This is a genomic window from Dolichospermum sp. LEGE 00240, from assembly GCF_015207875.1.
GTDB lineage: Bacteria > Cyanobacteriota > Cyanobacteriia > Cyanobacteriales > Nostocaceae > Dolichospermum > Dolichospermum gracile.
Map to the genome: position 1 here is coordinate 20,920 of NZ_JADEVZ010000014.1, position 22,236 is coordinate 43,155.

Here is a 22,236-nt window from a genome sequence, read left to right on the forward strand (position 1 = left end):
GAAACAAAAATAATATGTAATTCACCCAAAAACAAGAAGTCCAGAAACGAATTTCTGGCTTCTGATTTCCTATATTTAGGGTGCAAGGGCGCTACCACGAATTAAACTACCAAGGGTTTTGGCAGTAATTTTTAACTGGGTAAAGGGGTTAGCGGGAACTACAGTTTTATAGAGATAACTATCAAAAGTTAGCTTTTGTACATCCATGTCATCACACATTTCTACAAATGCTTCACGGGTAGCATCGGAACGATAGAAGACGTTTTGAAGAATGTCTAATACTTTGTAGGTGAGTCCGTATTTCTGATCCCAACGCTTGATGTACACTTTGAGGTCTCGTTCCGTGGGAATCCGCGCCCCACCGTTAGCGGCTTCCACAATGGCTTCAGCGCACATTCTGCCAGATTTAGCAGCGAAGTATATACCTTCCCCGGAGGACTTGGTAACATAACCAGCCGCATCTCCTACCAAGGCTATGCGACCGACAACGCGACGGGGGCGGGGATGTTCAGGGATGGGGTGTGCCTCGATTTTGATGATTTCACCGCCGGCGAGTTTTTCTGAAGCCCGGGCGCGAATACCAGCTTGGAATTGTTTGATTTTGGCTTTGTTAATGTGCATTGTGCCAGTACCTACCGCTACGTGATCATATTTGGGGAATACCCAAGCGTAGAAGTCGGTGGAAACATCATCGCCAACGTACATTTCGGCGAGGTCGTTGTAATAGTCCATTTTGTCTTGGGGAAGACGAATGCGTTCTTGGAAGGCGATCGCATAATTGTAATCTCCAGCACCCATATCCTTGGCAATGCGGGAATTTGCCCCGTCAGCGCCCACGATTAAATCCACCTTTAGGGTTTTGGTAACGCCTTGCGCCCCGTCCCCTGTATGGTCAACGTAGTGAATGGTATAGGGGTCGGTATTGTTCCCAGGGATATCAACTTTATGAACAGTGGCGTTAATTAAATTTGCCCCTAATTTTGCCGCCCGGTCTCGCAAGAAACCATCCAGCACTTCGCGGCGGCACATTCCTATATATTCTTCTTCATTTATCAGATTGATATCAACTTCACGATTAGAAGGAGAAATCATTTTCATCTTCCGTACCCGACGGTCAATAATTGCCGGTGGTAAGTCAAACTCACTCACCATACAGAGGGGAATAGCACCCCCACAAGGTTTGGCGTTATCTAACTTGCGCTCAAACAAATAGGTTTCAATCCCAGCTTTAGCTAGGGTTTCGGCAGCGCATGAACCCGCAGGTCCCGAACCCACAACAGCAACCCGTAGTGTCAAAGGTTTTCTCCTAATTATGAATATTTTCCCAAAGTATCCTATCACGGACTTTTGGCTGAATTTCCTTTGTATCTCCAGGTTTTGATATAAATACAATATTCCTTAATATTTCGACATGAAACCCGTGTTTTTTATATCTTATGAGTAAATATTAGTCAATGATAACTAGAAGAACAACTAATCATTAAATATGGACCTTGCTGAATTGAGGTATAAAAATCAAACATTCTATTTCTCAAACTCTTACTCTCTGCGCCTCTGCGTGTTAGCGAAGCGGGGCGAAGCCTGAAAAATCATACCTTCACCCACCAAAGCCTCATTAAATATGCAAATTTCTCTATTTGATAGGTTTTCCCGCCGTATATGTGTAACAGCAATTACAGGATATGAAAGAGAAAACAAACAAAGCAATTAAATGCGCCTATGGAACAATAAAGGAGGTCTTACTTATTAAATACGCACAATTAAAAATCAAGGTAATGCTATTTATTTATTAAATTTGGCTCTTCGGTACTTGTTATGGTAAGTTACCAGTCGGTAATAGGGAACAGGGAACAGGGCAAAGAGAAAAAATTTTGCCATAATATTCAAAAATATGGCTTATTTCTTCTACACAGCAAGCTTTATGAGATTTCTTTGTTCAGATTTTGCATATTATGTACTCAAGAGCCTTAAATTTATCTGTGTAACAGCTTAAAACAGTTCAAGTTGCTGACTTTTAGTTTTATATTTTTGTCGGCTTAAGTTATATTTATCTACTATATGTTCTGGAATAGGAACTTTATCAAGATTACGAGGCTCAACTTTAATTGCTCCAGAACCATAGCTTTTGCCTACCAGTCTAAGATTTTTAATTGTCTCAGGATCATTTAAAGCCTCACAAAGATTAGCGATATATAGTTCATCATCATAAATAGGATAAATACACAAAAAACTTGTTAATGGAACAACACCAGCCTCATTTTTAATAAACCGGGAATTGCGTGTACCAAGATAAGCAAATAATATGGGTGGCACTTCTCTATATTCTATTTTATACCACAATTTACGTTGTTTAATCAGGGGACGGTCAGGCAAACCTAATTTTTCACCTTCTTCAAGATAGTTAGCAACTGATTCAGGGATATTATCATTACTATTTATTGAAAGTAAAATTGTGGGACGATTATTTTCTTCTAATTTTTTGATATCTTCAATAGTTAATTTATCTCCTGTTACATCTTTTGTCCGTCCAATTGCGAGTTTAAGAAATTCTTCAGGAATTGCCAGTTCTTGAACCTGCTGTGTTGTTAAAAAAAAGAAATCATTCGCTCCTGTGGCAATACCACGCATCACCTTTGCAAAGTCATTGAGGTGATACTTAAAATCACAATGATTTTGTTTGGGTCTTGATAAACCTGTTGCTAATCCTTCTTTTAACTCTCGATTATTAATTTCCAGAGTTATATAATTTGTATCTTTAAAGTCTGATTTAACAAAATTAAAAAGTTCCTCATTGGCTTCATTTGCCTTTATCCATTTAATTATCTGGACAGGTTCAGATTTCTTAATAAAAAAAATGATTGCATTGGTATCAACCTTGGGAAAAGGTGTCGCATTTTCATGAAATGTAACAACACATTCAAGACAATAATTTTTAGTAATCCATTGCCACAGTTTTTGAGCAAAAATTCCTTCACAAGTATCAGCAGGCATGATAAAAGCTAATCTACCATTTTTATCAAGTAAATTTAACGCCTGCACAAAAAAGTAAATATGATAACCTGCTCTACCATCAATTGTAAAACCTGTAATTTTTATAAAAAGCTCTTTGAGAAATTGTTTCATCTTTTCATCAATTCGGTGATGTCTGATGTAAGGTGGATTAGCTATAATTGCGTTAAACTTTTTCTGTGGAGGATTTTTGATAAAATCACGTAATTCTACAAAGCAACTATTTTTTTGATAAATTTCATCTTCTAAAACATATTTATCTATATCAATTCCATAATAATTAATAGAGGGATTTATTTGTAATAAAGCATTTAAAAAAGCTCCTTTTCCAGCAGCAGGATCAAACACCAAATCCGTGTCTTTTACTATATACGAAATCATCGCTTTTGTCACCCATTCTGGTGTCCAGAATTGACCTTTATCACGTAATTTTTCTCTTTCTTGCCAGTTATTAGGTAGTTTTTGATGAATCATAATTTATTAAAGGTTATTGAGTATTTTTAAGGCGTTCTGGGCAATCTTAAGTGAGCCTCCTACAAATTTTACATAAGGCAAAATATGTCCATTTTTATCTTCGATATAATCAGGTACTAAAGTAGGTTTCTCTGTGGAAATCCCTAGAGGATAAGCATAATGGTAATAAAATTTGTAAATAGCTTTTGTAGTTGTTGCTCCACCTGGAGCTTGAAAGGTTTGAATTGTTAGCTCAATTAAACCTTCTTTTATAAGTTGTTCTTCGTCAAATTTAAGTAGGTGGGCGGAGGAAAATCAAAATATATTTCGTTTTTTGAAATGGCTAAAACTCAACAACAATAACGCATTGATCTGAATTTACATATCGTTACACATTTTGGTTATTTCACGTCTACCTACTTAGATGCTTTTAATGAGATATGTTATACCTAAATAAGGTGCGTTAGGAAACGCACCCTACAAAACGAAAACAGCTTTTCTGCTCACCTGCTTACTTGTCTTCCTGGATACTTCTGACAATTTTTATGACGAGTTTTCTAGGAATAAACCGGACACATTTTGACATCATTTTATTCATAAACCCAGGAATAACAATTGTTTTTTCTCGCATTAACCCATCATAACCCATCCTACTTACAGATTAGGAAAAACCTAGCCTTGATTCGTCGGTTGGGTTGTTCGCGTTAGCGTTGCGGAGCAATTAGCATGAAACCCAACATAAGCGTTGGGTTGCGCTGTCGCTTAACCCAACCTAGAAAAAACGGACAAGGTATTGATTAAATATGCAAAATTCGGCGTTGCTGATTAAGGGTATGAATTTTAGTCTCACGCCAAGGCGCAAAGACGTAAAGGTAAAAGTTTTAAAGGTTCAATTTGGGAATTTCATACCTCAATTCAGCAATGCCATATGCAAAATTCTATATTTAATAGTTTTTCCCGGTAAATCAGTGTAACAGCAATTACAGGATATCAAATACAGGATATCAAAGATACATTATGATTATTCTTGATTTTCATTGCTTTGGGTAAAATTTACCTGTTCATATATTTCACTTAAAGCAATATGAAAATCTATAGTTTGTAATGTTAAAATGTCTGATTCCGATTCTAACTCTGTGAATATCCATTTACCATCATTTGTTTTCACATATTGCATGACATGATATTGATATTGATTGATTAAAATATATTCTTTAAATTCAGGTATAGAACGATAATACATGAATTTATCACTTTGGTCATAATTACTAGTTGATTTAGATGAAACTTCAGCAATTAATAAAGGATTCATCACAGTGGTAGTATTTTCAGTAGCATAAATAGGTTCTCCTTGAATTATCATCACATCAGGGTATGTATGTTGACGATAACGCGGTATCCACAAGCGGACATCACCAATATAAACGGCATAGTTTTTCTTTCTTAATCCGTATTTTAAGGAAGCGGCGAAATTAAGAGCTATTTTATTATGATTTGTTGTTCCTCCAGTCATAGCTATAATTTCTCCATCTCGATATTCGCTTTTATACTCTGCTTGTTCTTCGAGTTCTAAGTATTCTTCTGGTGTGTAGTATCGTGTTTGTGTTCGCATAATATCAACACAGAGTTAATAATTGTGATATTAATAAGATTCTATCATGATCTAATTTTGTGACGGTTCAGCAGTCCTAAACCCCTACTTCTCTTCCTGCATACTTCTGACAATTTTTGTGACAATTTTTCTCGGAATAAACCTCACACATTTTGACATCATTTTATTCATAAACCCAGGAATAACAATTGTCTTTCCTCTCATTAACGCATCATAGCCCATCTGAGCCACAGTTTCCGCATCCATCATATTTTTCCCCTTCAGCATTTTAGAATCTGCCATGCCGGTTCTTTCATGAAAAGCAGATGCCGTTGAACCTGGACAAAGAACTGTGACGGTGACACCTGTACCTTCCAATTCATTAGCGATCGCTTCTGAAAATGATAAAATATAAGCCTTAGTGGCAAAATACACTGCCATTAACGGACCTGGTTGAAATGCAGCCGCAGAAGCAACATTTAATATCTTGCCATGACCTTGTTTAACCATTTCTTTGAGAAACAACTTAGTTAAATGGGTCAGACAAACTAAATTTACCTGCAACATTTCCAATTCAGTCTTGAGGTTAGTTTCATTAAATAACCCATAAGTACCAAACCCGGCATTATTTACCAGAATATCAACTTTAATACCAGATTCTTGTAATTCTGTGAAAATTTCTTCAGGAGATGTAGATATAGATAAATCTTTAATAATAGGTTTAACAGAAATTCTAAACTCTTCTGCAAAATCAACAGCTATTTTTGTGATTTTTTCTGCTAGTCTATCTACCAAGACTAGATGATAATTATTATCAGCAAAAATACGAGCTAATTGATAACCAATACCATTAGCTGCACCCGTAATCAAAACTGTTCCCTGACATTTTATGTTCATTTTAAGAAAGTTGAGTTAGCTGAAATTGGCACTAACTAATTCTGCCAATATCCCTATATTATAACAAATTAAAATCAAGCTGCATATAATTAATATTTCCAGAATAATTGACCGCAGATGAAGGGGGATAAACTCTGGATTTAATAATTATGTGCAGCTTCACCTAAAATTGATAAGCTGTTGTGCATTTAGTTTGTATAATTCTAGCGGGCAAGATGCCCGCACTACAAAGTTCAAGTAAATTATGGTTATCAAATTTAGCTGCGTAACAGCTTATTAAGCAAGACTTAGGAAACCAGTTTGTACTAAGTAAGATGTGTAAGTCATTAACAATTGAGAATCAATGGTCGGACAAACAATGGAACTACCTTTTAATGCTGCTAGAGTTGCTTCACAACTGATAATTGGTCTTCTTGCTTGTAAATACAAATCAGGAATTGTGATTTGTTCATCAGACCAACGTTCTAGCAAGAATGGCCGCAAAGTATATAAAGGATTGTCTTGAGATGTGACATTATTAATTAACTCTGCTTGCCACTCTTCGTAGGGAATCATCTTCAGTGAAAATCCAAAAGAACGCACCCAATCAACTAAAGATTTTAAAGAAGCAGGTTGAGGATGTTGTAAATGGAAAGCTTTACCTAGAGATGTTTCTTGTCGAGAAAGATAAACAACAGATTTGCTGACATAATCAACAGGAGACATATCTAACATATAATCTACATCAGGGAAAGAACCCATTTCTAGACAACCTTTAATCATCAAATTGATGAAATCATGGGTATTACAAATTCCAGTTTGGCTATCTCCAGAAATTAAAGGAGGTCTATGAATAGTGATGGGTAATCCTCGACTACCAGCAATTTTCACTAATTTTTCTGCCACCCATTTAGTTTGGGAATAACCGAGAAAAATACCTTCCCAATCATGAAAATCATCATCTTCTTTAACTAGTTTACCAGCATAAGCACTGGATTCAAAAACAGCCACACTAGAAACATAATGCAATGGCTTAACTTTAGTTTGACAAGCCAAACGCAAAACTTCTTGTGTACCCAAAACATTTGCTGTTTTTAATGCTGAGTAAGGATAAACATAATTCAGTAAAGCTGCACTATGATAAATGACATCAATATCAGCCGCTAGATTTTGAAATTGTTCTCCATTAATTCCTAAATGTGGCTGTGCTAAATCCCCAATAATGGGGATAATTCTGGCACTATATTCATCTTGCCAAATGCCATATTGTTGCAAATTATTTTCTAATTTGCTCTTACCTTCTTCCACATTACTGGCACGCACCAAACAATAAAGAGTTGCTGCCGATACTTCTAGTAATTCCTTGATAATAAAAGCCCCTAAATAACCTGTTCCCCCGGTTAAAAAGATGTTTTTAGGGTTAGTAATAGCAACAGCAGTGCCTATGGGTTGAATAGTGGGGTCTAGAACAGCTTCCGCAGCCAAATCTAGAAGAGGAGGAGCAAAACCAACAGGGGAATTTGTGCTTGAACCTGCATCTTGTAGCTGAGAACCATCACCAGATTCTTCTGACAAGCGTTGGGAAAGTGCCGCAATATTGGGATAATGCCAAAGTAAAATAGCAGAAGGTTTAAAACCTAGCAATTCTTCTAATTTACTAATAATCATCATGGCTTGAGCAGAATCCAAACCATAATTTTCTAAGTTTTCATTAACATCAATTTCTGAAGTTTCAACTCCCACAACTTCTGCGAGATGAGAAACTAGAAATGCTTGAATACTTTCAGCACTATGAGACTGTTTTAAATTCATTTTTACTTCTCCAATGTAGAAGGAATTGGCTGATATTGACTGTAATAAGTAGGCATTTGCAAACCCTGCATTTTTAAACTATGGCTGCGATATAAAAATGCTGTCCCCTTCATAATTTGGTCAGCAACATCAACCACATGACGCTGATTAGGTTCTGACAAATATGAACCACGCACCCAGTCATTGAAACCACCCATAGCTGGACCACACCATATTTGATAATCAACTTCCCGACCTTTTTCACCAGTGCTAGACCACCGAGAAGATAATCCTAAATACCAACGAAAGATGACAGCCATTTTCAATTTAGGGTTATTAACAGCTTTACCCAATTTTTCAGGATTCTTTTGGGATAAATAAGCCGCTGCACCTTCCCAAACTTCCGCAAGACTTTTACGGAAAATTTGTTTTTCTAGCTTCTCTTTTTCTGCTGCGGGAATCTGTTCAATAGAGTCGTAAGTGCGATACAATTCATATAGTTTTTGCGATCGCATGGGAAACATCGTCCCCCGTTTGAGAACTTGTAATTTGACTCCCATTTCAAACATATCGGCGGCGGGAGCCATTGTCATATCTGCCATTTCTGCTTGTGCTAACAACTTTTTAGTATGTTCACAAGCACCAGATTCCACACAAGATTGATTAATTGAACCAGTCACAATATAAGCAGCACCCATGATAAAACCAGCTAATGCTGCTTCTGGTGTACCAATACCTCCAGCCACGCCAACTCTAATCGGAACTGAGTAATTATATTGCCCTTGAATTTCATCTCGGAGGGAAATAATTGAAGGTAATAAACATACTAAAGGACGATTATCTGTATGACCACCAGAATCAGCTTCAACAGTAATATCATCAGCCATTGGCACTTGTCTAGCCAAATTAGCTTGCAGTTCCGTGATTAGTCCTTGTTCAAGTAATTCTTTGAGGATTCTTTCTGGTGCGGGTTGCAAAAATTTAGTGGCAACTTCCCGACGAGAAATTTTAGCAATGACCTTATTTCTGATATCAATTTGATTAGCGGCATTTAATCTTAACCCAGCAACTCGATAATAAACGATGTTAGGAGTTAAGTCTAAAAATGCTGATGCTTCTACAGTTCTGACACCATATTTCAGATATAAATCTACAGCGCGGCGTTCAATAGCTGGTTCGTTAGGACTGTGAATTAAATTGAAAGCATAAGGACCATTAGGTAACGCTTTTTGAATAGTATTAATCGCAGTTTCTAACCGTTCTGGAAGTAAACCACCTGCACCAAAGGAACTTAAAATTTTCTCTTTTCCAAGGGCAATTACCATTTCTTCAGAAGCAATACCCCCAGCCATTGCTCCGGTCATATAGGCATATTTTACACCATAAGCGGCGAGAAAACTAGGGTCGCCAAGTTGTTGTAAACGTAGGGGTGGAAGTGAGATTAAAAGTTCTGCTTGTCCAGATGAACCATTATCAGCAAGTGCTAAATAACCATCATTAGTAGCACCAATTCTTCCTGCTATTTTAATAATATAGCAAGGTTTATCTGATGTTAATAGTTTATCTTTGATGGCACTTTTTTCAAAGCTCACACAATCTAATGAACCTTTCCAAATTTGGTTTTGATGATGATTACAGGTGAAAAATCCCAGTCCATTATCGTGTTTATTTAGTACCGTCTCGATTGTTGTCAAGGTAATTATTCCTCAATTTATAAGCAAAGGATGTGAAATGAAGAATTTGGCTCATGCAGAGGCGCAGAGGCGCAGAGGTACAGAGAAAGAGCGTTAATCTTTTTACGTCTTAGTGTAATTTTCAGGCTATTTCTGAATACAGTTCAGTTCAGCATTTTTTCTTCCCTCTGTGTCCTCTGTGCCTCTGTGGTTAGTTAAAAAAGAGTTTTACACTTAACACTAGGTGAATTATTTCTCTTCCTTGAGTAAGTTTTGAGCGCAAGCTAGTTGCAATTGAATAATTTCGCTCATTTGCTGACTGAAATCCTGTCTAGCTGCTAAGAAGTTTGTGTGGGTTTTGGTTAATTTAGCAGTATTGTTACTCAAGTTTTGATACTGAGCTTTTTTTAAATCATTCATGCTAATTTTTTCACCAGATTCTTGATTTATGTTGGGCTTTAAGATTTTTGTTGACTCAAAGAATTTTAGTTTCTTTGACAATTCCAAACCGTTCTCCATGATCGTTTTCATGGTATTTTTCTGTAGCTTGGGTTGGGGTTTGGAGTAAATCTCTGTGGGTGCTATTTTTTCCGTTGTCTGTAGGGAATTGGTGATTTTATACTCTGGCTGAGTAAAAATTGTTTGCTTCTGGTTATTAGCAAAAATTTTCCGATTTTCTGCATTTAAAATTGCAGAAGTCATGGAATTACCACCTAATGTAACTTTCCTCAGTGCAGCTTTTTTCTGTTGGGTATTTTCTGAGGATAGGTTATATAAAGGAGCGAGATTCAAGTTTACTTGATGACTCAATAGTTTTGCTAATGCTTTAATTAGGGAGGTATGATCATCTGTACCCCGTCGGTTTAGGGATACGGTAAGATGTTCTTGATTAGCTAGATTTTTATCTATCCAACGTGAACAAATACCACCAGCACCGGCTTCAATAAATATTTTTGCACCGTCACTATAGACGCGATTAACTAAGCGGGGAAAGTCGAGTTGTTGACATAATCCTTTGGCAATCTTGTGAGCAATTTCTTGGCTGTCAAGTTCAATTGATTGATATTCAGCCGCAGAATAAAACTTAATTCCCGGTATTTTTCGCGCTGGTATAGTGTATAACTTTTCCAATTCTTGAGATTCTGATTGCATTGCTTGACAATGAATTACATGATCAAAAGGAGCAGGAAAGGAATTACAACCCAGGGTTTTAATTACTCGTTCACACGCGGCTGGTTCTCCGGCAATTAATACTTCTTCTGCTGTATTAATCTGTGTCAAATAAACGTGAGTTTCATTTTTTAAACATTCTCTAACTTGGTCTGGAGTAGCCATGAGAACGTAGTTAGCCCATAACTTATTTTCTGGAAATATGTCAGTTTTTGGTAGTCCCCAATACTCACGGACAGCATTTTTAGGACCTGATAATCTATCTCCAAATAAAGCTGATGAGTTAAATGTGTGACTGACTTCATAAAAATTGCTCCATACTCCTTGAGCAACCATCATGCTAGTTTCACCTAAGCTATATCCGAAGATATATTTAGGTTTAATGTTAAAATCCTCGGTGATAATGGTGGAGATTAATCTGGTAAAAAGCACTTCTGCTTCAAACATTGCCCAGGAATCATCCAACAATTTCTTTTCTAGAGTTTCTAATTGTCGAGTTGACAATTTACTCAAACTTCTCGGAAATACCAATTTTTCCACATCCGCAGCCCGTTCATAAAGACTTTTGATAATGGCATCATCTAAGACTTTAGGAAATAAACGGAAAAGACTCCGACCAATACCCAGGTAAGTATTAACAGCAGCGGGATAAACAAAGGCAATTTCTCCATCTTTACCCAGGGGTTTTGGTGTAAAATAACTACCTATGGGGGTTTGCCAATCCTTACCATTTGCAAAGGCATTAGTTACACCTTTTTTCGCAGAATTAATTTCTTTGATTAATTCTTTTTGATTGCGTCCAGTTAGAGATAAGGTGTATTTACTTTGAGAATGCTGTTGAAATTTAACAAAGGTTTGACTCGCAATATTTTTGAGAGAATCCGTATTTTCAATTGTTGCTTGCAAATGATCTAATGCTGTTAATAAGCTAGATTGATCATCTGCGACAATGGGTAATAAATACAAAGGTCTGGATTCTAAATATTTGCTGGTGCGTTCTGGTTGTTGGGTTTCTTCTGATAAAATAACATGAGCAAAAGAACCGTCACAACCCATACTATTAATTGCAGAAATTCGAGATTTGACTTCTTTTTGCAAAAACCAAGGTCTAGACTCAGTAGCAACATAGAAAGGACTACCTTCCCATACTTGCGGTGTTTTGACACCTGACCAATTGGGTGTTCCAGGAATATATCTGTGATAAATACTCAGTGCAGTTTTAATTAAACTGGCAATTCCAGACGCAACGAAGGTATGACCAATATTGGATTTAACGCTACCTATAGCGCAGTGTAACCCATTGCCAACGGCAGGATAAGCTTGGAGGATACCGTTAATTTCAGCTTCGTCTTCTGCGGGAATACCACTAGCGCAGACTTCCAAATAATTGACTTTTGTGGGTTCAATGCCAGCTTGTTGAAAAGCTTGTTGACAGACTTGGGTAATGGTATGGCTATCTATAGCCATTGAGGAAGATTGACCAATGCTAATACCATCAATTACTGCATAGATACGTTCATTGTTTGCTAATGCCGTATCATGACGTTTAAGAACTACTGCACCTGCACCTTCTCCCACATTCCAACCATTGGCTTTTTCGTCAAAACTTAAAGTATTGACTCCTGTATTAATTTTGCCAAATTGACTTCGCAATAAGACATTTTCTACACCTCCTGCTAAGTCAACAGCACCCACAACTACAGCATCTACTTCATGAGTATCTAGCAGCATTTGCGCTAATTCTAAGGCTTTAAAAGCGGCTGTTTCAACGGCACTAATTGTAAAAGATGGACCAGATAAATTCCATAAAGAGGAAATTCGACTAGCCATAATATTGGTAACGTGACTGAGATATTCACTCAGTTCGACTTGATTGTGAATACTATCTTGAACGATGCCTTCTAATTGATTAATTTTTGCTGGTGATAAGGCAATTTCTGCCCCATTTAAACCATCTTTAAGTTGCCAAGATGAATTCCATCTTTGCTGGAGTTGGTGTACGGATAATTCTGTATCTGCGGCAATGATTACCGCTACGTTACTATTAGGTGAAATTCCCGCATCTTTGAGGGCATGGTCAGCAACTCTTAATAATAAAAGTTGTTGTGAGTTGATTTTTTCAACTTCATTAGGAGGGATTTTGTAAGCTAAGGTATCAATTTCAAAATTATCAATATACGCTCCTTGGGGGACTTTGCCAGCTTCTAAACCATACTCTCGCAGTAAGGTTTCTTGCTCATTAATACCATGCCATCTTGATTCTGGTAGAGGAATAAAATGTTGTTTTCCGTCGTAAATACTGCTTTCAAAGGCATCTAATTCTCGACATTCTCCAAAAAAGGCATCCATGCCGACAATTACCATTTTTGTGGTCTTGTTTTGCTGAATATTCATTTGCTTACTTCCCCTGTTCTAGAATGATATGAGAGTTTGTTCCACCAAAACCAAACGCACTTAAAGCTACTCTTTTAGTTCCTTGACTCGGCCATTTCGTAGGCGTTCTAACAATGTTTTTTGGAGAGATAACATTGTTTTCTGAACCTATAGGTTGAGTCACATTAATAGTTGGAGGAATAGCGCCATGAGACATACTTAAAATTGTCTTGGTTATGCCTACCATGCCGGCAGCTACAAGTAAATGACCAACATTTGTTTTGGTTGAACCTACTAATGGTGCTGCTTGATATGGACTAAAAAAATCTTCAATTGAATTGCATTCTGTGGTATCTCCCAATGGAGTACCAGTGGCATGGCACTCTAAATAATCAATAGTTTGGGGGTTGAGTTTAGCTTCAGAATAAGCTCTTTGATATGCTAGAGTTTGCCCTTGGGGATTAGGACTGAGAAGATGTTTTCCTTTACCATCATTAGATAGTCCATTACCACAAATTGTTGCCAGTATTTTGTCTCCGTCTCTAATAGCATCACTATATCTTTTGAGCATTACCATGCCAATTCCTTCGGAGGTAATTAACCCGCGTGATGATTTATCAAGAGGACGACTAATGCCATTATCTGGATATCCTTGAATACCAGAAAATAACATTCTAATAAATAATGGATCTGAACAACTAATAGCACCAGCTAACATCAAATCTGCTTTACCAGATTGCAGATAATGAGATGCTAATTTAATGGCATAAAATGATGAGGAACAAGCAGCATCTATACAGAAATTGGTAGCAGATAGAGAAAATGCTTTGGAAACTATGGCAGCGGGTAAACCGGAAACCATAGCATTGTATGGAGAGACTTTTGTAGAGGTTGATAAACCTCCTAAATGAAAGTCTTTTTCCTGTAATAGTTCACCAATTGCAGGTTGAATATTTTGCTGATAAATAGGAGCAAATAATTGATTAGAAGCTTTGGTTGGTAATCCTAAAGCTCCTAAAATTACGCCACATTTGGCAAGTGCAGTTTGATTTCCCCAATAGCCACTTTGAATGATGGCTTGTTTGGCAGCGTACAATGACCATTTAAAGGTATTATCTAAGCTTTCAAGAAATGCCGCAGGTAAGTTATACTCGTTAGCATCAAATTTAAAGTCGCGGATAAATCCACCTTTTTGAAAGTAGAATTTTTCCGGTTTACCTTTATTTGGATCGTAGAATATAGCGGGATTTATTCCCAAATCCGCTACAGTTATGGATGATGTGGAATCTTTTTCTGCGGTGAGATTCTGCCAAAATTCTTCAGGATTATTCGCATCGGGAAATAGGCAAGATAACCCGATGATTGCTATTTTTTCCACTTTTGAAATCCTCATTGGGGGATGAGGGAAGGAGATATTATTTACTCTTTTCCCTATGTTATTTAGGATTTACGCGATTCCCCAATGTTTACGGATTTATGACGCAGGAAGATAATTAAGAGAAATTAACCACGAAGGAGCGAAGAACACGAAGGAAGAAGAAAGAAGAAAGAAGAAAGAAAGTAAATTGTAGGTTGGGTTGACGGAAGGAAACCCAAAAAAGGTTTAGAAATGTTGGGTTATGCCTTCGGCACGCTACGCGAACACTTCGTTCTACTCAACCTACTGGATTTAGATTCTTACTTTTTATTTAACATTTTCATTGGCCAAATTACGGCTTTTGCTCCTAAGATTTTGGAGTAGATTTTTCCTTCACGATTGTGAATAATGAAGTTGACTGTTGCACCTGTGTCGGTTTTGGCTATGATTTCACAGGAAACATAAAAGGGGACGTTAAATGGTACTGCTGCATACTGTTCACAGTATGTTAATTGTCCTGGTAAACAAACTTCTTTATGGATGTAGTTTAACCACAACCATAATGTTTGGGTACTCAAATCAATGATATAAGGATTGTGCCATTTTACGGGGAATTGTCCTTGTTCCTTGGCTGTGATTTCTTGCCAACAACATTCGGCTGTGAGTTTTTTTGGACTAATATTTAAAACTTTGGTAATTTTCTGGAATGCAGGACCATGAAAGAGGGATAAGTCACTATTTTGATAAAACTCTCTGGCTGTATCAGTGACTATATTATCTTCTCTGAGATCCATTGCTTCATAAATGGGTGCTTCTGGCATATTTTTTACCAGTCTTATCAAAGAACTAAAGTGATAATGAGTTTTACCTTCGGGGGTTTTACTCAATATTTTGGTCTGAAATTCGACAAAATCACCATCAACTTTGGCAACTTCTTTTAGTTCTAAAATATGTTCTTCAGCTAAGGTAGAATTAAAGGTGATGCCTTTTAAAACTTTGAAGTCTTGGCAACTAAAATATGTGTACCCTGGATAAAGTTCTTCACAGCCATTTACCATCCATGATTTAGCACAGGTGGCTGGTAATACTGGTGAACCGGCAATTGTATGATCGTGTAAAAAAGGGTTTTCTGCTAATGTCATTCGTCTGCGAATGCGATAGCTGCGGAGTTCTGAACCTAAAGGAGCAGGTGGTAGTTTCATGGGACTACCAATGACAACTTGTGGATAATCTTGATAGGCTGGATGCAGTTCATTAACTAACATTTGTGTGCCAATTTCTACGGGAATAATATCAATTCCTCTTTCGGCAAATGCTTTTTTTAATTGTGGTGTCACCATGCCACTATCCCAACCACCCCAGTTAATTGCGACTACATGACAATTGGGGTTATATTGTTTCATCAAATGGGCTGATTTACTGAGAATTTCGTTAGCGATCGCATAATCACTTTGACCGATATTACCATAAAATCCAGTCACGGAAGAAAACAATACTAAATGTTGTAATTGCTGGGGATTAACACAATTGAGGAGATTTTCTAAACCCTGAACTTTGGCTGTGTAAACTTTCTCAAAATCATCTTCTGTCTTTTTTTCAATTAACTTATCGGCTAAGTTACCAGCACCGTGAATAATGCCAGTAATTTGACCAACTTTTTGAGAAATTTCCTGGAGTTTGGCTTGCAATTTTACAGTATCAGTGACATCAACACTAATATATTCAGCCGTTCCTCCGGTGGCTTCAATAGCTGCTAAGTTTTTTTTAATTTCTCGACTAGAATTAATTTGATTAAATATCTTTTGTACCATCATGGGTGTTGGTTTCTCACCTTGAGAAATCAAATTTTCCATAATGCGCTTTTTCAAAGCCGAATCTTCAAAATAATCACTAACATATTCCGGTTCTGCGGTAATTTCAGAACGACCTAAAAGAATGAATTTACAAGGTTGTTGTTGAGCTAATTTAATAGTACATTGAGCAGTGATTCCCTTTGCGCCACCACTGACAACAAAGACAGAAGATGGACTAACTTGAACTGTTGCAGTCATAAACCCTCACGTAAAAATCAAAATATCAAACAGAATCTAAATCGAAAAAATCATCCCTCTCTTCTTCTTTTCTTCCTTCGTGTTCTTCATCCCTTCGTGGTTCATTTAATCCAGATTCTTCTAAAAAGAAGAGAATAATTGTTGAAATATAGCAATCCTATTTGAGTTATGAACTAGTTTTTTAACGAACCACAGAGGCACAGAGGACACAGAGGTAAGAAAATAAGAGATGTTCACATTTTATTTAGGATTGGTATAGTGGGTAATTAATACCCACTATATAAATTATTCAGCTTTAGCAACTAGGGTTACTCTTCCTTGATTACCATAACCAACTTCCCCAATGTAGCGATTAGAATCGTGCAATTCAGCAACGATATATTGGGCAGATTCGTGAGGATCTAAAGTGGGATTGAGGTCAATTGCTCGGAAGAAGACTTGTGGCCATTCCCAGCGCAAACTTTTTGTTAAACCAAACAAACCGGCAGCGATCGCACTAAAATTAGTTTGATGTCCTAAGCCAAATTCACCGTCAAGATGGGCAACTGTACAAAAACTGGTTCTTCCTGGTAAAGATGCGGCATTATTCAAAGTTGCTTTCAGATGTTTTGCCATTAAAAACACTTGTTTAAGAATCGCCTTTTCTGCTTCGGGATAGGAAATATGTCCAGGTTTTTCCGGTGTAAATTGAGGGTGGAGGTGAATAAATGCCCCAATCGGTCCGTGTTTAGTAGTTACACTTTGCAATAATAATTGCAGATGTTGTTCACTCATATTTGCCAAGGTAACGCGGGTAACACCTGCTGGTAATGGCAATTGTTCGGGAACTAATGATTGGGGGAAACTCAAAACTACTACTTTCCAACCTTGTTCTATCAGTGCATGGGCGAGTTTAGTGGTAGTTAAAGAACCATCATCTGTAATTAAACCAATGTGTCCTTCGGGTAGCTGCGCTTCTAAAAAATCCGGTCTGGGTAAGGTTTTAAGTTGAGCAGGACGACGGGGAAGATTAGGATCTACGATAGGTGGTGGGGTTAAATCAACCACTTCAGGAGAGCCTGGGCGGGGAGACCCCGCCCCTACGGTGGGTGGGATGAGGTCAACTATCGAGTTAACATCAATGTGCGGCTTTTTTTTTTCACCTCCCACCAGTGATTGGAGGTAGTTAACAATTTGTCCGATTGTCCGTAGGTCGCCTAATTCTTCTATATTGGGTTTGGGTAAGTCAGGATACGCTTCCTGCATTGCTCCCAGTATTTCTACCCGTTTGATGGAATCTATCCCTAAGTCGGCTTCCATGTCCATGTCTAGTTCCAGCATTTCCACCGGATAACCTGTTTTTTCACTGGTGATGTTTAACAGGGTTTGTCCTAAATCTGCATATTCGTTACTGTCACCTGTCACCTGTAACCTGTCACCTGTTACCTCTAAACTGTCACCTGTCACCTGTAACCTGTCACCTGTTCCCTGTCCTTGCAGATATTCGACAACTTGACCAATGGTACGTTTTTCTGCCAGTTCTTCGAGGTTGGGTTTAGGTAAGTTTGGGTATAATTCCTGCAATCCTCCCAGAATTTCTACCCGTTTAATGGAGTCAATTCCTAAGTCCGCTTCCATGTCCATATCGAGTTCTAGCATTTCGATAGGATAACCAGTTTTTTCGCTGGTGATGCTTAAGAGGTTGTTAGCTAGATCATCCAGATTTAAGTTGCTGCTTACAGGTGCGGGTTCTGGGACAAATGCAACTGGGGACTGGGGAATAATAATTGGTTCAGGTTCAATGACTGGCGCTGCAATTACAGGTTCTGCAACTTTAATTACTGTGGGAATAGGTGCTTCTAATTGAATTTTCGGCTCAATTACTGGTACTGGTTGGGGGGGGATAATATTAACGGTGGGGGTAGGGCGGGGAGACCCCGCCCCTACAGAGGGGGCTGCTTGGGTGTCAGAAATAAGTTGAGAATATTCTTCTTGAATGAGTTGGAAAAAGTGTTTGGTATATTCTATCTGTTCCCGCAAATATTGTTCATGAATACGGAGGGTTTCACCTTGTTGGGAATGAAACTGAATCATACTCCGCTCTAAGCTTTCCATGATTACTTGCTTAATTTGAGCGGCTTCAGCGGATGATTTAGCATTAGCAAATAAGGTGTTTTGCTGCTGCATTAATTGAAAGAAGGTTTTGGCGTATTCTATTTGATGGTTGAGATAGGTGCTGTGAACTTCTAAATTCTCGCTTTGGTTGTGTTGGAACTGGCTCAGAAGTTGTTCTAAGCTGGTGAGAATTTGTTGGCAATTTATCAGTTTATCTGGTGTTTGCATCTTCTCGCTGGATTGGGGTGCGAACAGTTGTGGATTGGATTGTTTTTGAATGGTTGCAGTGGTAGTCATCTGATGCTGTAGCTGGAACTGGGTTTCAATGAGGGGTTGTTTTTTATGTCCGTTACCGTTACCGTTGCCGTTATGTCCGTTGGTTGAGGGAATTTTGGCAATTACAGGAGTTTGTATTTCTAAACTCTTGAATTCCTGAACTTCTTCCAAATTGGGCGCGGAGACCGCGCCCCTACGTTCCTGAACTCCTGAAATTTTGTGTCCGTCCTGTAAGGCTTCTTTGAAGGCGTTTTTGGTTTTGTCGGAAATGTAGTTAATGCCAGTTAATTTGACGCTGAGGGTCTTTTTGGTAGAAATGGGGGGAAGTACGGCAGGGAGTTTGTAGGGGTCAAGATTGCCCAAATTCATGCCAATGACGCGCAATTGGACGGCGGCTTCTCGGAGGGAGCGATCGCTGTTTTTGGAAGCACTGGGATTAAGAGATATGGTAAGATGGGGGCGATCGCCTAAAATATCTTTTACCAAGTTACTCAACACCCGTTTGGGTCCAAATTCTACGAAGCAATAACCACCAGCGGCATAGATATTTTCAATCTCCTGTTTAAACAGTACCGAACTAGCCAAATGGCTTTCTAAATTCTTTTGAATCGCCGCTGCATTTTGCGGATAATGTTTACCAGTGACATTACTAAAAACCGGAATTTGCGGACTTTGGAAAGTTACCGATTTAGTGGCGATCGCAAAGGACTTTTGTGCGAAAGCAATCAACGGAGTATGGAACGCCGCAGACACAGGTAATAAAACCGCACTGTATCCTAATTTTTGGCAAGCAGCTTGGATTTTCTCAATTTCCAGCTTTGGACCCGCTAAAACAATTTGCGTAGGAGAATTAAAATTAGCAACACTCACCTTGGGAAACTGCTTCAACAGCGGTTCAATCTTGCTAATATCTTCCTTCACCGCCAACATACTACCAGCATCATGATCTGGGTCTTTGGGTGCAGCCATAGCCTGTCCTCTAGCTTTTACTAGGAACAAATAATCAGCCTCACTCAACACTCCAGCAGCCCACAAAGCCGTTAATTCCCCAAAACTATGACCAGCGGCGAAATCTGCCTTAAAACCAGCCTGTTGCAAAATTCCATACAAACCAGCACTAAACACCCCAATTGCCGGTTGTGCATATTCCGTTCTTTGCAAAGTTGCAACTTGGGCTTTTTTCTCAACTTCATCAAAGCTAGAACGAGGGAAAACCACTTCAGAAACAGGTTGCAAATTACCCTGCTTGAACAGATGATCCATCTTCCCATACAACTGTCGCAAGCTAGGGAAATTCATCACCGCTTCTCGTCCCATTTCCAAGTATTGAGAACCTTGTCCAGAGAATAAAGCGACAACCTTTCCACCTAAATCCATGCCAGTAGCACGGTAATAAATACCTTGAGGATGTTCCCAAGAAATTGCATCAGGCTTACTTTTTAATAAACCAATTCCCACTTCCAGCAACTTACAAGCCTCTTGTAAATTCTCGGATACAAATCCAATTCTGAGCGCAGTTTTAGGAATAGTTAGAGATTGACAATCTAGAACTAATTGGGAATAAAATCTTTCCCCATCATCAGCTTGCAAATTATTTAAAGTCGCTTCTAACTTGCTAATTAATTCCCCGTGAGTAGCACCAAACAACAGCACCTCACCCGCAGCACCATGTAAACGATAGGAACTTTGTTGTTCCGGTTCGTATTCTTCCAAAACAACGTGGTAATTTGTGCCACCAAAACCAAAGGCACTCACACCCGCCCGTCGAGGAGTTTCACCTTCTGCCTTTATCCAAGGTCTAGTTTGAGTATTTAGATAAAAGGAAGAATTTTCAATATCTAATTTGGGATTTGGTTCAGTAATATTGATAGTTGCTGGCAATACTTTATGATGCAATGCTAGGGCAGTTTTAATTAAACTAGCAGTACCCGCAGCGGCTTTTGTATGTCCAATTTGGGACTTCACACTTCCCAAAGCAATATGTTGTTTTTGGCTGTCATATTTGCCAAAGAAATCCTGCAAAGAACTAAATTCTATCGGATCTCCAGCCATTGTTCCTGTACCATGTGCCTCCATTAAACCCACAGTAGCCGGAGAAAAACCAGCATCATCATAAGCCCGTTCTAAAGCCTTAACTTGTCCTTCTTTTCGAGGGGCATAAATACTCTTATAACGCCCATCACTAGAAGTACCAATTCCCTTGATTACCGCATAGACTTTATCCCCATCTTTTTGGGCATCTTCTAAGCGTTTGAGGAGAATCATCCCAATCCCTTCACCTAACATCATCCCATCGGATTTAGCATCAAATGGTTTGACATTATCGCTAGGAGTAACCGCAGGAGTTTTGCTGAAGGAAATGTAAGCCATGATTGTGTTATCGGTGTCTACCCCACCAGTTAACATCATATTGCTACGATGTTCAACTAATTCACTAATGGCCATTTTTAATGCCCCAAAGGAACTAGCACAGGCAGCATCAACTACACAGTTTGTCCCACCAAAGTTGAGACGGTTAGCAATTCTGCCAGCAACCACATTTGCTAACATTCCAGGGAAAGCATTTTCATCCCATTTCACATAGGCAGATTTGATTTTATCAACGATTTTTTTAGTATCTTCGTCAGACAAACCACTGCTTTTTAGCACCTTTTCCCAAATCGGATATTCTAATCTGGCAGCTAATGGCATTCCCAATTGTTTGCCCATAGCCACACCCAAAATCACGCCGATATTTTCGCGGCTAAATTCACGGGAGTCACCATAGCCAGCATCTTCCATTGTTTCTTTAGCAACTACCAAACTTAATAGTTGCGAAACATCTGTAACTTCTAAAATGCTGGGGGGAATCCCAAATTCCATCGGGTTAAAATCAACTTCAGGAATAAACCCACCACGTTTACAATAAGTTTTATCTTCTGCTGTTCTCGGATTAGGATCATAGTAATCTTCTACACTCCAATGGCTAGAAGGAACATCCGTAATACAGTCAATTTTATTAACAATATTTTGCCAGTAATCTCTTAATGTTCTCGACTGAGGCATTAAGGAACTCATGCCAATAATAGCTATAGGAGTTGTGTGCAGTTTTCTATTAATTTCCTTATTTGACATGGAATTCATTGAGTTTTCTAAGTTTTCTGAATTCATTTTTCCTTCCTCTATAAACTTCAGCACAGCCTGTTCAAAACTATTAATTTGGGCTTCTAATTCCGTCAAAGAACTTTTTATGGTGTCTATCTTTTGAGGGGAGCAAGACATAGGACATAGACTAATTTTGAGTACCGTGAATTGTGCAGCAGACTATTGACAGATAGTTATCCAATCTGCATTTATGCGTGCCGCAGGTAAGTTTAAATGCTTGACTTAACAAAATTTTGAGTATTTTTTGGATATTTTTCCACAATTTTAGAACCTTGTATTCGTGAATAAATACTAGAAAATACTCAACTTGTGAATAATGAAATCCAGTCAGCAAATTGTAAAGTTTCTAGGGGCGCAGGGCTTGCGCCCTCGATTATA

At 38.3% G+C, this 22,236-nt stretch carries 10 protein-coding genes; all 10 read right to left on the reverse strand.

The genetic code is table 11. The features are described from left to right. Positions 1–75: 75 nt before the first annotated feature. Positions 76–1,296 (reverse strand): geranylgeranyl reductase, encoded by a 1,221-nt coding sequence (chlP, locus tag IQ226_RS06825; RefSeq protein ID WP_193893732.1) that lies wholly within the window; start codon positions 1,294–1,296, stop codon positions 76–78. A gap of 693 nt (positions 1,297–1,989) precedes the next feature. Further along, positions 1,990–3,483 (reverse strand): N-6 DNA methylase, encoded by a 1,494-nt coding sequence (locus IQ226_RS06830; protein ID WP_193893734.1) that lies wholly within the window; start codon positions 3,481–3,483, stop codon positions 1,990–1,992. A 1,000-nt stretch (positions 3,484–4,483) separates the two neighbouring features. Then, a complete protein-coding gene (locus IQ226_RS06835; protein WP_193893736.1) occupies positions 4,484–5,074 on the reverse strand; it encodes a Uma2 family endonuclease in 591 nt (196 codons plus the stop codon). Positions 5,075–5,158: 84 nt separating this feature from the next. Then, positions 5,159–5,950: an SDR family oxidoreductase gene (locus IQ226_RS06840; protein ID WP_193893738.1), complete on the reverse strand. Its 792-nt coding sequence runs from the start codon at positions 5,948–5,950 to the stop codon at positions 5,159–5,161. A gap of 276 nt (positions 5,951–6,226) precedes the next feature. Then, positions 6,227–7,741, reverse strand: coding sequence for a thioester reductase domain-containing protein (locus tag IQ226_RS06845; protein ID WP_193893741.1), 1,515 nt, complete (start codon positions 7,739–7,741; stop codon positions 6,227–6,229). A gap of 2 nt (positions 7,742–7,743) precedes the next feature. Then, entirely contained in the window at positions 7,744–9,414 is a 1,671-nt protein-coding gene (locus IQ226_RS06850; protein ID WP_193893744.1) for a PfaD family polyunsaturated fatty acid/polyketide biosynthesis protein, read from the reverse strand. Positions 9,415–9,642: 228 nt separating this feature from the next. Next, a complete protein-coding gene (locus IQ226_RS06855; protein WP_193893747.1) occupies positions 9,643–12,957 on the reverse strand; it encodes a type I polyketide synthase in 3,315 nt (1,104 codons plus the stop codon). 4 nt (positions 12,958–12,961) lie between these two features. Next, positions 12,962–14,314 (reverse strand): polyketide synthase, encoded by a 1,353-nt coding sequence (locus IQ226_RS06860; protein WP_193893750.1) that lies wholly within the window; start codon positions 14,312–14,314, stop codon positions 12,962–12,964. A 299-nt stretch (positions 14,315–14,613) separates the two neighbouring features. Next, a complete protein-coding gene (locus IQ226_RS06865) occupies positions 14,614–16,344 on the reverse strand; it encodes an SDR family NAD(P)-dependent oxidoreductase (protein WP_193893752.1) in 1,731 nt (576 codons plus the stop codon). Between the two features lie 285 nt (positions 16,345–16,629). Further along, positions 16,630–21,975, reverse strand: a complete 5,346-nt coding sequence (locus IQ226_RS06870) for a type I polyketide synthase (RefSeq protein WP_193893755.1) — start codon at positions 21,973–21,975, stop codon at positions 16,630–16,632. Positions 21,976–22,236: the final 261 nt, after the last annotated feature.

Coding starts and splice junctions, on each gene's coding strand:
- IQ226_RS06830 (WP_193893734.1), bottom strand. CDS start 3,483: ATGATTCATCAAAAACTACCTAATAACTGGCAAGAAAGAGAAAAATTA.
- IQ226_RS06835 (WP_193893736.1), bottom strand. CDS start 5,074: ATGCGAACACAAACACGATACTACACACCAGAAGAATACTTAGAACTC.
- IQ226_RS06840 (WP_193893738.1), bottom strand. CDS start 5,950: ATGAACATAAAATGTCAGGGAACAGTTTTGATTACGGGTGCAGCTAAT.
- IQ226_RS06845 (WP_193893741.1), bottom strand. CDS start 7,741: ATGAATTTAAAACAGTCTCATAGTGCTGAAAGTATTCAAGCATTTCTA.
- IQ226_RS06855 (WP_193893747.1), bottom strand. CDS start 12,957: ATGAATATTCAGCAAAACAAGACCACAAAAATGGTAATTGTCGGCATG.
- IQ226_RS06865 (WP_193893752.1), bottom strand. CDS start 16,344: ATGACTGCAACAGTTCAAGTTAGTCCATCTTCTGTCTTTGTTGTCAGT.
- IQ226_RS06870 (WP_193893755.1), bottom strand. CDS start 21,975: ATGTCTTGCTCCCCTCAAAAGATAGACACCATAAAAAGTTCTTTGACG.